The 13,177-nt window shown below is 73.2% G+C and carries 11 protein-coding genes and 1 pseudogene; 4 read left to right on the plus strand and 8 right to left on the minus strand.

What is annotated here, in order from left to right:
* Positions 1–2: 2 nt before the first annotated feature.
* The 4 genes from infB to rimP form a co-directional block, all read right to left on the minus strand.
* Positions 3–3,059: a translation initiation factor IF-2 gene (gene infB / locus TNCT1_RS34800; RefSeq protein ID WP_143640213.1), complete on the minus strand. Its 3,057-nt coding sequence runs from the start codon at positions 3,057–3,059 to the stop codon at positions 3–5.
* 149 nt (positions 3,060–3,208) lie between these two features.
* Positions 3,209–3,514: a YlxR family protein gene (locus TNCT1_RS34805; protein ID WP_143640215.1), complete on the minus strand. Its 306-nt coding sequence runs from the start codon at positions 3,512–3,514 to the stop codon at positions 3,209–3,211.
* Between the two features lie 101 nt (positions 3,515–3,615).
* The gene (gene nusA, locus TNCT1_RS34810) at positions 3,616–4,614 is read right to left on the minus strand and encodes a transcription termination factor NusA (protein WP_143640217.1); all 999 of its coding nucleotides are present in this window, start codon (positions 4,612–4,614) and stop codon (positions 3,616–3,618) included.
* Between the two features lie 2 nt (positions 4,615–4,616).
* Positions 4,617–5,126, minus strand: coding sequence for a ribosome maturation factor RimP (rimP, locus tag TNCT1_RS34815; protein ID WP_143640219.1), 510 nt, complete (start codon positions 5,124–5,126; stop codon positions 4,617–4,619).
* Positions 5,127–5,345: 219 nt separating this feature from the next.
* Here rimP and TNCT1_RS34825 point away from each other — a divergent pair, with 219 nt between their 5' ends.
* The 3 genes from TNCT1_RS34825 to TNCT1_RS34835 are packed head-to-tail and all read left to right on the plus strand — an operon-like array spanning position 5,346 to position 7,313.
* Positions 5,346–5,870: a hypothetical protein gene (locus TNCT1_RS34825; RefSeq protein WP_143640221.1), complete on the plus strand. Its 525-nt coding sequence runs from the start codon at positions 5,346–5,348 to the stop codon at positions 5,868–5,870.
* A complete protein-coding gene (locus tag TNCT1_RS34830) occupies positions 5,867–6,352 on the plus strand; it encodes a ferritin-like domain-containing protein (protein WP_143640223.1) in 486 nt (161 codons plus the stop codon). The genes TNCT1_RS34825 and TNCT1_RS34830 overlap by 4 nt, the downstream gene beginning before the upstream one ends.
* Before the next feature lie 52 nt (positions 6,353–6,404).
* The gene (locus TNCT1_RS34835; RefSeq protein ID WP_143640225.1) at positions 6,405–7,313 is read left to right on the plus strand and encodes an aminoglycoside phosphotransferase family protein; all 909 of its coding nucleotides are present in this window, start codon (positions 6,405–6,407) and stop codon (positions 7,311–7,313) included.
* 148 nt (positions 7,314–7,461) lie between these two features.
* Here the strand turns inward: TNCT1_RS34835 and TNCT1_RS34840 are convergent, their stop codons facing one another.
* The 3 genes from TNCT1_RS34840 to TNCT1_RS34850 form a co-directional block, all read right to left on the minus strand.
* On the minus strand, positions 7,462–9,165 hold the full coding sequence (locus tag TNCT1_RS34840) for a proline--tRNA ligase (protein ID WP_143640227.1): 1,704 nt from the start codon (positions 9,163–9,165) through the stop codon (positions 7,462–7,464).
* A 109-nt stretch (positions 9,166–9,274) separates the two neighbouring features.
* The gene (locus tag TNCT1_RS36860; RefSeq protein WP_143640230.1) at positions 9,275–9,805 is read right to left on the minus strand and encodes a GNAT family N-acetyltransferase; all 531 of its coding nucleotides are present in this window, start codon (positions 9,803–9,805) and stop codon (positions 9,275–9,277) included.
* Between the two features lie 20 nt (positions 9,806–9,825).
* A complete protein-coding gene (locus TNCT1_RS34850) occupies positions 9,826–10,674 on the minus strand; it encodes a GNAT family N-acetyltransferase (RefSeq protein ID WP_143640232.1) in 849 nt (282 codons plus the stop codon).
* A gap of 258 nt (positions 10,675–10,932) precedes the next feature.
* Here TNCT1_RS34850 and TNCT1_RS34855 point away from each other — a divergent pair, with 258 nt between their 5' ends.
* Positions 10,933–12,774 carry a SpoIIE family protein phosphatase gene (locus TNCT1_RS34855; RefSeq protein ID WP_143640234.1) on the plus strand — a complete coding sequence of 614 codons (1,842 nt, stop codon included), beginning with the start codon at positions 10,933–10,935 and terminating at the stop codon, positions 12,772–12,774.
* A 224-nt stretch (positions 12,775–12,998) separates the two neighbouring features.
* On the opposite strand, the pseudogene TNCT1_RS34860 reads toward TNCT1_RS34855, so the two are convergent.
* Positions 12,999–13,177, minus strand: a pseudogene (locus TNCT1_RS34860) (4-hydroxy-3-methylbut-2-en-1-yl diphosphate synthase); the annotation flags it as partial.

The following is a 13,177-nucleotide window of genomic DNA, read 5'->3' on the forward strand; positions in this document are numbered from 1 at the left end:
CCTTACACCCGCGGCTTCTCCCGCATCTCGTACGTCGCGATGACGTCGTCGACCTTGATGTCGTTGAAGTTTCCGAGGTTGATACCACCCTCGTAGCCTTCGCGGATCTCGGTGACGTCGTCCTTGAAGCGACGCAGACCCTCGATGTTGAGGTTCTCCGCGACCACCTTGCCGTCGCGGATGAGGCGCGCCTTGGTGTTGCGCTTGACCTCGCCGGACCGGATGAGCACACCGGCGATGTTGCCCAGCTTGGACGACTTGAAGACCTCGCGGATCTCCGCCGTGCCGAGCTCGACCTCCTCGTACTCCGGCTTGAGCATGCCCTTGAGGGCCGCCTCGATCTCCTCGATCGCCTGGTAGATGACCGAGTAGTACCGGACGTCCACGCCCTCGCGCTCGGCCATCTGCGCCGCGCGGCCGGCCGCGCGGACGTTGAAGCCGATCACGATGGCGTCCGAGCCCATCGCCAGGTCGATGTCGGACTCCGTGACCGCACCGACGCCGCGGTGCAGGACGCGGATGTCGACCTCTTCGCCGACGTCGAGCTGGAGCAGCGACGACTCGAGCGCCTCGACGGATCCGGAAGCGTCACCCTTGATGATCAGGTTCAGCTGCTGGACCTCGCCGGCCTTGAGCACCTTGTCCAGGTCCTCCAGCGACACGCGGCGCGTGCGCTTGGCGAACGCGGCGTTGCGCTCACGGGCGGCGCGCTTCTCGGCGATCTGACGGGCCGTACGGTCCTCGTCGACCACCAGGAAGTTGTCGCCCGCACCCGGGACGTTGGTCAGGCCCAGGACCTGGACCGGCGTCGAGGGTCCGGCCTCGGCGACGTTGTTGCCGTTGTCGTCGAGCATGGCGCGCACGCGACCGTAGGCGTCGCCCACGACCATCGTGTCGCCGACCCGCAGCGTGCCTCGCTGGACGAGGACCGTCGCCACGGCACCGCGGCCGCGGTCGAGACGGGACTCGATCGAGATGCCCTGCGCGTCCTGGTTCGGGTTGGCCCGCAGGTCGAGCGAGGCGTCGGCCGTGAGGACCACGGCCTCCAGCAGCGAGTCGATGTGCAGACCCTGCTTGGCGGAGATGTCGACGAACATAGTGTCGCCGCCGTACTCCTCGGCCACCAGGCCGTACTCGGTCAGCTGACCGCGCACCTTGGTCGGGTCGGCACCCTCGACGTCGATCTTGTTGACCGCGACGACGATCGGCACCTCGGCGGCCTTGGCGTGGTTGAGCGCCTCGACCGTCTGCGGCATGACGCCGTCGTTGGCCGCGACCACCAGGATCGCGATGTCGGTCGACTTCGCACCACGGGCACGCATGGCGGTGAACGCCTCGTGACCCGGGGTGTCGATGAAGGTGATCTTGCGCTCTTCGTCGTTGACCTCGGTCGCGACCTGGTAGGCACCGATGTGCTGGGTGATGCCGCCGGCCTCGCCCGCGATGACGTTCGTCTTGCGGATGGCGTCGAGCAGTCGGGTCTTGCCGTGGTCGACGTGACCCATGACGGTGACGACCGGCGGGCGGACCACCAGGTCCTCCTCGTCGCCCTCGTCCTCGCCGAACTCGATGTCGAAGGACTCGAGCAGCTCGCGGTCCTCCTCCTCGGGGCTGACGATCTGAACGGTGTAGTTCATCTCGTCGGCGAGGAGCTGCAGGGTCTCGTCGGAGACCGACTGCGTGGCCGTGACCATCTCGCCGAGGTTCATCATGACCGCGACGAGCGACGCCGGGTTGGCGTTGATCTTCTCCGCGAAGTCCGTGAGCGACGCGCCGCGGGAGAGACGGATGGCCTCGCCGTTGCCGCGCGGCAGCATCACGCCGCCGACGCTCGGGGCCTGCATGGCCTCGTACTCCTGGCGCCTCTGCCGCTTCGACTTGCGACCGCGACGCGCGGGACCGCCGGGACGGCCGAAGGCGCCCTGCGTGCCACCACGGCCACCGGGACCGCCGGGACGGCCACCGAAGCCGGGACGGCCGCCGCCACCCGGACCGCCGGGACGGCCGGCGAAGCCGCCACCGCCCGCACCGGGAGCGCCGGGACGGCCGGCGAAGCCGCCGCCACCACCCGGACGACCGGCGAAGCCGCCACCGGGACGACCGCCGCCGCCACCGGGCCGACCGCCGCCACCGGGACCGCGGCCGCCGGGGCCACCGCCGGGACGCGGGCCGGCAGCGGGACGCTGCGGCATCATGCCGGGGTTCGGACGCGGACCGGCCGGGCCGGGACGCGGGCCGCCCTGCGGGCGGGGCATGCCCGCCGGCGACGGACGGTTACCGCCCGGAGCCTGCGGACGAGGACCGCCGCCCTGGCCACCGGGGGCCTGCGGACGGGGACCGGCGCCGGGGGCACCGGGGCCGCCGGGACGCGGGCCGCCCTGCGGGCGGGGCGCCTGCGGGCGCGCCATGCCGGTGGAACCACCGGACGTGAAGGGGTTGTTGCCCGGACGCGGGCCGGCCGGGCGGGCACCCGGACGCGCACCCTGGCCACCGGGACGCTGGGCGCCCTGGCCGGGACGACCGCCCTGACCCTGACCGGGAGCCGCGGGACGGCCACCGGGCTTGGGCGCACCCGGACGGGCGCCGGGACGCGGGCCCTGCGCGGCCGGAGCCTGCGGGGTCTGCGCGGCCGGAGCCGGCGGAGCGGTGAACTCCGGCGCGGCCGGGGCCGGACGCGGCGCGGGCTTGGGACCAGGAACCGGACGCGGGCCGGAGGCAGGCGCGGGCGCCGCCGGAGCCGACGGCTGCTGGGCCGTGGGCTGCGGGGCGGCCGGCTGCGGGGCCGACGGCGGCTTCGGGGCGCCCGGCTTCGGAGCAGCCGGACGGGCCGCCTGCGCCGGGGCGGGCGCGGCGGGCTTGGGTGCTGCCTTGCGCGGGGCGGGCCTGCCGGACTTGCCGGAGCCGCCCTGGAAGGCGTCGGTCAGCTTGCGTACTACGGGCGCTTCGATCGTCGAAGACGCCGAACGGACGAATTCACCGAGTTCCTGGAGCTTGGCCATGACGACCTTGCTCTCCACACCGAACTCCTTGGCGAGTTCGTATACCCGGACCTTAGCCACTTCGCTCCTCTGAGGTCCGGGTTGCGTCCGGACCGTCGCTAGTTCATGGGCGTACTCATCGCGTACTCATCGAGTGCTCATCGCAATCTCGACCTGCTTTCGACTCGCGAGGTACCAGGCCGCACGGGGGCTTCCGCACGGCACGCTTTCTACGGTGTCGCCTGCGTTGCCTGCTCGGCAACTGTCTGTCGCTCGACGTACCGGCGCAACGCCTTTACGTCGAGCGGCCCGGGCACGCGGAGCGCCCGGGGGAACGCCCGGCGGCGTACCGCCTGGTCGATACAGACCGGGTCGGGGTGTACGTACGCACCCCGGCCGGGCAGCGTACCGCGAGGATCGGGAACGCACTGTTCCTGATCCGCCACGATCCGCAGCAGAGCGTCCTTGGCCGCTCGCTGCCTGCACCCCACACAGGTGCGCTCAGGGCATGCGCGGGCTCGCGTCCGGCCAGACACCCTTAAGTCTACCTCCCCGCACCGACCTCACCCCTACGGGGGAAAAGTCGAACAGTTGCTTGCCGCAGTCTGACGTGATCTCAGCGCCAATCGGCCGAGATCTATTCCCCGTCGCGCTCCCCGGCCTGCTCGGTGTCCGGGCGGATGTCGATCCGCCAGCCGGTCAGCCGGGCCGCGAGCCGGGCGTTCTGACCTTCCTTGCCGATCGCCAGCGAGAGCTGGTAGTCCGGCACGGTCACCCGGGCGGACCGGGCGGCGAGGTCGACGACGTCCACCTTGCTCACCCGGGCGGGTGACAGGGCGTTCGCCACCATCTCGGCCGGGTCGTCCGACCAGTCGACGATGTCGATCTTCTCGCCGTTCAGCTCGCCCATGACGTTGCGCACCCGGCCGCCCATGGGGCCGATGCAGGCGCCCTTGGCGTTCAGGCCCGAACGGGTGGACCGGACGGCGATCTTGGTGCGGTGGCCGGCCTCGCGGGCGATCGCCGCGATCTCGACCGAGCCGTCCGCGATCTCCGGCACCTCCAGGGCGAAGAGCTTCTTCACCAGGTTGGGGTGCGTACGGGAGAGCGTCACGGAGGGTCCGCGGACGCCCTTGGCCACCCGGACGACGTACGACCGCAGGCGCATGCCGTGCGGGTACGTCTCGCCCGGCACCTGCTCCTGCACCGGCAGGATGGCCTCGAGCTTGCCGATGTCCACGAGCACGTTCTTGGGGTCGCGGCCCTGCTGGACCACACCGGTGACGATGTCGCCCTCGCGGCCCGCGTACTCGCCGAGCGTCGCGTCGTCCTCGGCGTCGCGCAGCCGCTGCAGGATCACCTGCTTGGCGGTGGTGGCGGCGATCCGGCCGAAGCCGGACGGGGTGTCGTCGAACTCGCGGGGCGCCTGGCCCTCCTCGAGGTCCTCCGGGTCCTCCTTCGCCCACACGGTCACGTGACCGGTCTCCCGGTTGAGCTCCACGCGCGCGTGCCGGCGGCTTCCCTCGGTGCGGTGGTACGCGATGAGGAGGGCCGACTCGATCGCCTCGACCAGCAGGTCGAAGGAGATCTCCTTCTCCCGCACCAAGCCCCGCAGGGCGCTCATGTCGATGTCCACGGCTACGCCTCCTCCTCTTCCTTCATGTCCTTCTTGTCCTTGCGGTTGAACTCGACCTGCACGCGCGCCTTCGCGATCTCCGGGAAGGCGAGCCTGCGGGCCGTCGCCTTGCGGCCCTTCACCCCGGGCACCTCGACCTCGACGCCCTCCTCGTCGACCTCGAGGATCCTGGCGGTGAGTTCGCCGCCCTCGGAGAGCTGGAACCTCACCAGCCGGTCGGTGGCGCGCACGAAGTGCCGGTGCTCGGTCAGGGCGCGCTCTGCGCCGGGGGTGCCGACCTCGAGGTCGTAGGCGTCGTCGCCCATCGCGTCGGTCTCGTCGAGCTTCGCCGAGAGCGCGCGGCTCACATCGGCGATCCGGTCCAGGTCCGCTCCGGTGTCGGAGTCGACGGTCACGCGCAGCACACGCTTGCGTCCGACGGATTCCACGGCGATCTCTTCGAGATCCAGCCCCTGAGAGATGACGAGCGGTTCGAGCAGCTCTCGCAGCCTCTCGCTCTGGGTGGTGCTCATCCGGGTGACTCCTCGGCCGCGTGTGCTGTTGTGGGATGGGTCGCGTGTCTGGTCAAAGGGTATCCGGTCGCGGGGAGTGTTGCCGTCCACCTGTGTACGCGCGGTGCCGGTGAGTGGCGTACCGGCGGGGCGCGGGTACGGTGATCACGGGCGTGCCGCCCGACGGCCGTTCACCTCTCCTTGCCGTTCCCTTCGTACGAGTGCCCGAGGACGTCTGCAGTGCCGTACCCGCCGCCGCGCACCCCCTCGGGTCCGCGCAGAAGATCCCTGCTCGCCTCGGCCGCCGGGGCCGCCCTGCTGGTGGGCTGCTCGGCCGGCCCCGACTCAGCCGCCGGCAACGCTCCTTCGGCGGCCGCGCGGGCACGCGCGCGTGCGGCCCGGGACAGCGAGGGGCTGCTGGCGCGGTACGACGCGGTGCTCGCCGCGCACCCCGCGCTGGCGCGGCCGCTGGGGCCGCTGCGGGCCCAGGTCGCCGCGCACCGGGCGGCGTTCGCCGATCGGGCCGCCGCCTCCCCTTCGGCCGGCTCCGCCTCACCCGCGTCCGGCGCCGCGTCCTCGCCCGCCCTGGCCGTGCCCGCCGGGGAGAAGGACGCGCTGGCGTTCCTCGCCACCGCCGAGCGCGGCCTCGCCGACCGCCGGGCGAAGGAACTGCTGGACGTGCCGGGCGAACTGGCCCGGCTGCTGGCGTCGGCGGCGGCGGCCGGGGCCGCGCACGCTTACCTGCTGACGGAGGAGGCCAAGTGAGCGAGCGGGACGTGACGGCCGAACTGACCGCGCTGCAGGCCGCGCTGGCGGCGGAGCACGCCGCGGTGTACGGCTACGGCGTGGTCGGCGGGCGGGTCGGCGACAAGCGGCGGACGCGGGCGCGGGCGGCCTACGACGCCCACCGGGCCCGCCGGGACACCCTGGTGCGCGAGGTGCGTGAGCTGGGCGGTGAGCCGGTCGCCGCGAGCGCGGGGTACGCGCTGCCGTTCCCGGTGTCGGACCCGGCCGACGCGGTGCGGCTCGCCGCCGAGCTGGAGGAGCGGGTGGCCGCGGTCTACTCGGACCTGGTGCGGGCGACGAGCGGGGAGCGGCGCGGCGCGGCCGCCGGGGCGCTGCGGGAGGCCGCGGTGCGGGCGGCGGGCTGGAGCGGGGAGAGCGTAGCCTTCCCTGGGCTCGCCGAGCGGACCGGTGACGACACGGCCGCGGCCGGGCCGAGTACCTCGGCGTCCCCGTCGAGCTGACCGCGCGGCCGCCCGCAGGGCGGGCCCAGCAGAGGAAGGAAACGACTCGCGCATGGTTTTCGAACCGCCCCGGCGGCTGGTGAGGGCGCTCGGTGAGACGGCGCCGGCCGGGGACGACTGGCTGGCACGGCTGCCGGAGACGGCCGAACGGACGGTTGAGCGGCGCGAGTTGACGGTGGAGCGGATCCAGGTGCCGGGCGGCCGCAGCAGCCTGGTGGTGCTCGTCCGGCGTGCCGACGGCACTCCCGCGGTGCTGAAGCTGGCCCCGCCCAGGGCCCGGCCGGAGAGCGAGCGGGCGGCGCTGGCGCACTGGGCGGGACGGGGCGCCGTGCAGCTGCTGGAGTCGGACGCCGGGGACAGCGCGGACGGCGCGCTGCTGCTGGAGCGGCTGCACCCGGATGTCTCGGTGCGGTCGCTGCCGGAGGCGAAGGCGCTGCTGGAGGCGGCGGGGACGCTGCGGCGGCTGTGGGTCGAGCCCCCTGACGGCCACGACTTCGAGACGGTGGCCGAGCGCACCGGACGGCAGGCGGAGGCGATGCGGGCCGGCGTGCCCGCCGAGCCGGAGACGGCGCCGCTGGTGGAGGCGGCGCTCACGGCCCGCGAGGAACTGCTGGCCGCGCCGCCGGACCACCGGCTGCTGCACGGCACGTTCCGGCAGAGCAAGGTGCTCGCCGGGGAGCGGATGCACTGGCTGGCCGTGGGCCCGGACCCGGTGGTCGGCGAGAGCGCCTTCGACCTCGCGCGGCTGGTGCGCGACCGGGTGGAGGACCTGATCGCCAACCCGTCCGGCGCTTCCACCACCCGGCGGCGGATCAAGCGGCTCGCGGAGTCACTGGAGGTGGACCTGGACCGGCTGCGCGGCTGGACCCTGTTCCGCGCGGTGGAGTCCGGAGCCAGGGCCCTGCGGGTCGGCCGCCCGAAGGACGCGGAGCTGCTGCTCGAATTCGCAAGCTGGCTGTAGCCCCGCCGGGCAGGTACCGACCACGACCACCTGCCGGCCAGGCTCCACCCCGCCACGGAAGCGAGCGCCACCCACAGGAAGCGGGCGCAGCTCGCGCCGATGCGCCCCGCGGCCCATGAGGGACGCGGGGCGCGGGGTTGTCCGGGGGTCAGGCGCTCAGGCGGGCGATGGCGTCATCGACGGAGAGCTCCTCGCGCTCGCCGGTCTTGCGGTCCTTGAGTTCCAGCACGCCTTCGGCGGAGCGGCGGCCGGCCACCAGGATCTGCGGTACGCCGATCAGCTCGGCGTCGGTGAACTTCACGCCCGGGGAGACACCGGCCCGGTCGTCGACCAGGACGCGCAGCCCGGCCTCCCGCAGCCGCTCCGCGACGTCGAGCGCCAGCTCGGTCTGCACGGCCTTGCCGGCGGCGACGACGTGCACGTCGGCCGGGGCGACCTCCTTGGGCCAGACCAGGCCGTGCTCGTCGGCGTGCTGCTCGGCGAGGGCGGCCACCGCACGGGAGACGCCGACGCCGTAGGAGCCCATGGTCACGCGGACCGGCTTGCCGTTCTGGCCGAGGACGTCCAGCTTGAGGGCGTCGGTGTACTTGCGGCCGAGCTGGAAGATGTGGCCGATCTCGATGGCGCGGTCCAGCTTCAGGCCGGTGCCGCACTTCGGGCAGGGGTCGCCCTCGCGCACCACCACGACGTCCACGTACGCGTCGACCTCGAAGTCACGGCCGGCGACGACGTTCCTGGCGTGGGTGTGCTCCTTGTTGGCGCCGGTGATCCAGGCGGTGCCGGGGGCCACGCGCGGGTCGGCGACGTACTTGACCTTGTCGCCGAGGCCCTGCGGGCCGACGTAGCCGCGCACCAGGTCGGGGCGGCCGGCGAAGTCCGCCTCGGTGACCATCTCGACGGCCGCCGGGGCGAAGTGCTCCTCCAGCTTGCCGAGGTCCACCTCGCGGTCACCGGGCACGCCGACGGCGACGATCTCGCCGTCCACCTTGACCAGGAGGTTCTTCAGCGTGGCCGAGGCCTGGACGCCGAGCGAGGCGGCGAGGGTCTCGATGGTGGGGGTGTCCGGGGTGGGGATCTCCTCGAGCGCGGGCACGTCCGAGCCGTCCACGGGCTTCAGCTCGTAGGTGATCGCCTCCGTGTTGGCGGCGAAGTCGCAGTTCGGGCAGTCCGCGAAGGTGTCCTCGCCGGCCTCGGCCGGGGCGAGGAACTCCTCGGACTTCGAGCCGCCCATGGCGCCGGCGGTGGCCGCGACGATGCGGTAGTCGAGGCCGAGCCGGTCGAAGATGCTCTGGTAGGCCTGGCGGTGCAGGGCGTACGACTTCGCCAGGCCCTCGTCCTCGAGGTCGAAGGAGTACGAGTCCTTCATCAGGAACTCGCGGCCGCGCAGGATGCCGGCGCGGGGACGGGCCTCGTCACGGAACTTGGACTGGATCTGGTAGAGGATCACCGGCAGGTCCTTGTAGGACGTGCACTGGTCCTTGACCAGCAGGGTGAAGATCTCCTCGTGGGTCGGGCCCAGGAGGTAGTCGCCGCCCTTGCGGTCCTTGAGCCGGAACAGCTCCTGGCCGTACTCGTCCCAGCGGCCGGTCGCGTCGTAGGGCTCGCGCGGCAGCAGGGCGGGCAGGGAGACCTCCTGGCCGCCGATGGCGTCCATCTCCTCGCGGACGATCCGCTCCACGTTGGCGAGGACCTTCTTGCCGAGCGGCAGCCAGGACCAGATGCCGGCGGCGGTGCGGCGGACGTAGCCGGCGCGGACGAGGAGCTTGTGGCTGAGCACCTCGGCGTCCGCCGGGTCGTCGCGCAGCGTCTTCACCATCAGCTGGGACATGCGCTGGACCGGTGCGTTCGCCATGGTTCTCGTACTCCTGCTGGATGGGGTCCCCCCGCTCGAGCGCGGCCGAGAGTGGGGGAGGGCTATGGAATAGGAGGTTAGCCGGGCGGGCTGTGCCGGTGGAAATCGGTTAACCGCGGCGCAGCGGCAGGGGGGCGCCCATCACGGCGTACGGCATGGCGGCGCTCGGGAAGTGCACCTGGCGGGCGAGGTCGACGTAGCCGAGGGAGTGGTAGAGGCCGCGGGCGGGGCTCTCGGTGTCGATCGCGGAGAGGATCGAGCGGGGTTCGGCGGCGCCGTCGGTGATGGTGGTGATCAGGCGGCGGCCGATCCCCCGGTTCTGGTGGTCGGGGTGGACGTGCAGCTCGGTGATGACGAAGGAGTCGTCCAGCCAGAAGTCGTTCCGCCGGGCGCGCAGGTAGGGCTCCACGACGGTGGACCACCAGTGGCCGCGGGAGTTGGGCATGCCGTAGACGAAGCCCACCAGGTGGCCCCCCGCGGTCGCCCCGAAGGCCCGGGCGCCCGGATACTGCATGTGGCGCTGGACGATCTGGCGGCGCACGGCGACTTCCTCCGGGCCCAGTCCGAAGGCGACGGCTTGGACGGACAAGGCCTCGTCCACGTGGGCTGCGAGGTCCAAGGGGCCGATCACGAGGTCCATGCGGGGAGGGTACAGGGGCCTCAGAAGAGGATGCTCATGAAGGCTCCCACCTCTTGGAAGCCCACCCTGCGGTACGTGCGTCGCGCCGCCGTGTTGAAGTCGTTCACGTAGAGGCTGACCACGGGGGCCACGTCGGCCAGGGCGTAGCGCAGCACCGCCGCCATGCCGGGCGCGGCAAGGCCCCGGCCGCGGTACTCGGGGGCGACCCACACGCCCTGGATCTGGCAGGCCTGGGGGGTGGCCGCGCCGATCTCCGCCTTGAAGACGACCTTGCCGTGTTCGTCGAGCCGGGCGAAGGACCGGCCGGAGCCGACCAGCTCGGCCACCCGCGCCTGGTACAGCAGGCCGCCGTCCCCGGCCAGCGGGGACACCCCGACCTCCTCGGTGAACATCGCCACGCACGCCGGCATGATCGTCTCCATCTCGTCCTTGCGGATGCGGCGGACGTAGGGATCCGGGGCGATGTCGTCCGGCATGCGGTCGGTGACCATCAGGGGCTGCTGGGCGCGGACCTCGCGGGCCGGACCCCAGTGGGGTTCGAGCAGGCGCCAGAGCTGGGCGGTGGGTTCGGCGGGCCCGACGATGGAGGAGCAGCGGCGGCCGGCCCTGCGGGCGCGGTCGGCGAAGGCGCGCACGGCGCGCGGGGTGGCGCAGATGGGGACCAGGTTGGCACCGGCGTAGCACAGGGACGTGAGCATGCCGTCCTCGTACCAGCCCCACATCTCGCCGCCGAGCCGCCACGGGTCGAGGCCGGCGACCTGCACCCGGGAGGTCACGAAGGCGTTCGCGACCGGCTCGCGGTCGAGGACGGCGAGCGCGGCGTCGAGGTCGTTCGGTTCGAGCACCCGGGAGGTGGTCTGGGTCAACACGTGCGGGGCCTCACGCTGGGGTTCTGCTGATCTCCGCACTGTACCTGCGGATTCCGGGCGGCGCCGCCCCCGGTGCCGGGGCCGGGCCCGCAGGGGGCGGGCGGCGACACACCGCATGGGAGCGGGAGCCGCCCAGAGGAAAAGGTGAAAATGTCATAAGAAGTCATTTTCCGGACGGTGACGGGAACGCGGTGGGTGCGGCGCCGGGAGGCGCGGCGCCGGAACGGCCGTCCGGTACGACGACGAGGGCGTGAGGACATGAGCGGGGCTGACGCGGGCCGCGAGCCGGAACTCCCGCACGCGATCCTGCGCGACCTGGGCACCGGCGTCTTCACCATCGACCTCGCCGGGCACATCACGTACGTCAACCCGTGGGCCGAGCAGCTCCTGGGCAGGTCGGCCGGCGACATGCTCGGCCAGGACGCGCACGACCTGCTGCACCGCCGCCCGGACGGCAGCCTCGTCCCCCGCGAGCAGTGCCTGATGCGGACCCCGCTGCACGACAACGGGTCCGTCGAGCAGGGCAGCGAGGAGTACTTCCTGCGCGCGGACGGCACGACCCTGCCGATCATCTGGGCGACCACCCCGCTGCGGCCGGCGGGCCGCAGGGCCGGGCTGGTGATCGTGTTCAGCGACTTCAGCCTGCACCGGGAGGCCGAGCGGCGGGCGGCGGCCCGCACCGCCGCGCTGGAGGACCTGACGGCCCGGCTGAACCTGGTGTCGAAGATCTCCTCGGTGCTGATGTCGGCCCGCAACCCGACCGGCCAGATGCGCCGGCTGCTGCGGATGCTGGTCCCGGAGCTGGGCGACTGGGCCGCGGTGACGCTGCGCTCGGAGCGGACCGGGGCGCTGGAGCGGGTCGCCGTCCGCTGTCCCGGGCACCCGCACCGGGCGAAGCGGCTGGAAGGGCCGCTGTCGCCCAGGGCCCGCCGGGCGGCGGCGCGGGCGGCGGGCGGTGAGGAGCCCGTGCTGCTGACCGCGCAGGAGCTGCGGGACCCGGACGCCCCGCTCGCCGCCACCCACGGGCCGCTGTTCGAGCGGCTCGGCGGTCACTCGGCCGTCGTCGTGCCGCTGCGCGCCCGCCGGCACCACTACGGGATGCTGACCGTCGGCCGGGCCGGGGCCTCCCCCGCGTTCACCGATGCCGAGCTACGGCTGCTGGCCGATCTGGGCTGGCGCGTGGCGCTGGTGCTGGACAACGAGCGCCTCTACGAGGAGCAGCGCAACGTCGCCGCCACGATGCAGCGGCAGTTGCTGGCCCCGCTGCCCCAGGTCGACCACCTGCGGATGGCAGCGCGCTATCTGCCGGCGCAGCGGGCGATGGAGATCGGCGGCGACTGGTACGACGCCTTCCTGCTCGGCGACGGGGTGATGGCGCTGGTGATCGGGGACGTGGTGGGCCACGACCTGAAGGCCGCCGCTCACATGGCGGAGGTCCGCAACATGCTGCGGGGTCTGGCCTGGGTCGACCGCGAGCCGCCCAGCGTGATCATGCGGAGGCTGGACGAGGCGGTGACGAACACCAGCGACGCCCCGATGGCCACGGTGCTCTTCGCCCGGGTCGAGGGTCCCGAGGGCGGTCCCTGGCAACTGCGCTGGGTGAACGCCGGGCATCCGCCGCCGCTGCTGGTGACCCGCGAGGGCGACGCGCGGTTCCTGACCGGCGGGCACGGCCCGCTGATCGGCATGAGCGCCACCCTGCACCTGGGCCTGAGCTGGCCGGACGCCACCGAGAAACTGCCCGCCGAGTGCACGCTGCTGCTCTACACCGACGGCCTCGTGGAGAGCCGGGAGCGGCCGATCGACCTGGGCATGGCCAAGCTGCGCCACCACGCCGCGGTGCTGGCCCGGCGGCTGGACGACGAGACCGTGGACGACTTCTGCGACGAGCTGCTCAAGCGGATAGGGCCCAGCGGTGACGACGTCGCCCTGCTGGCGCTGCGCCTGCCGGCCGCCGGCGCGGGCGCCCCCGGCGACCTCAGCGCCCCGCCCCCTCCCCAGTCCCCCGTCAGCCCGGCCGCCCCGAACCGCGCGGCCCCGGGCTCGGTCCAGGAGAACGCCCCGGTGGAGGACCCGACGCGGAGCGTCCGGGAGCAGTGAACACCCTCCCGCGGCGGGGCCCCGCCGCCCGCTCCGTCCAGCGGGGCACGCCGGGGAGCGGGACCCGGTCACCCCGCCGCCTCAGCGCCCCCTGGACAGCCGAACGCCCCGCGACCGGGCCGCCCGCGGACTCGTCCGCGGGACGCTCCGGTGCGGGCCCCGGTACGGGGCGTACGACGTGTGTGCGTGGACCCGGCCGCTCGGCCGGCCGGTCCGGGCGGTGTTCAGCCCGCCACCGAGACCTCGGGCTCGCCGGAGGCGACGCCGTCGGCCTCCATGGCCTCGGCGAGCTTCATGGCCTCCTCGATGAGGGTCTCCACGATCTTCGACTCGGGGACGGTCTTGATGACCTCGCCCTTGACGAAGATCTGGCCCTTGCCGTTGCCGGAGGCGACGCCCAGGT

The sequence above is a fragment of the Streptomyces sp. 1-11 genome, assembly GCF_007176755.1.
In the GTDB taxonomy this organism is placed as follows: domain Bacteria; phylum Actinomycetota; class Actinomycetes; order Streptomycetales; family Streptomycetaceae; genus Streptomyces.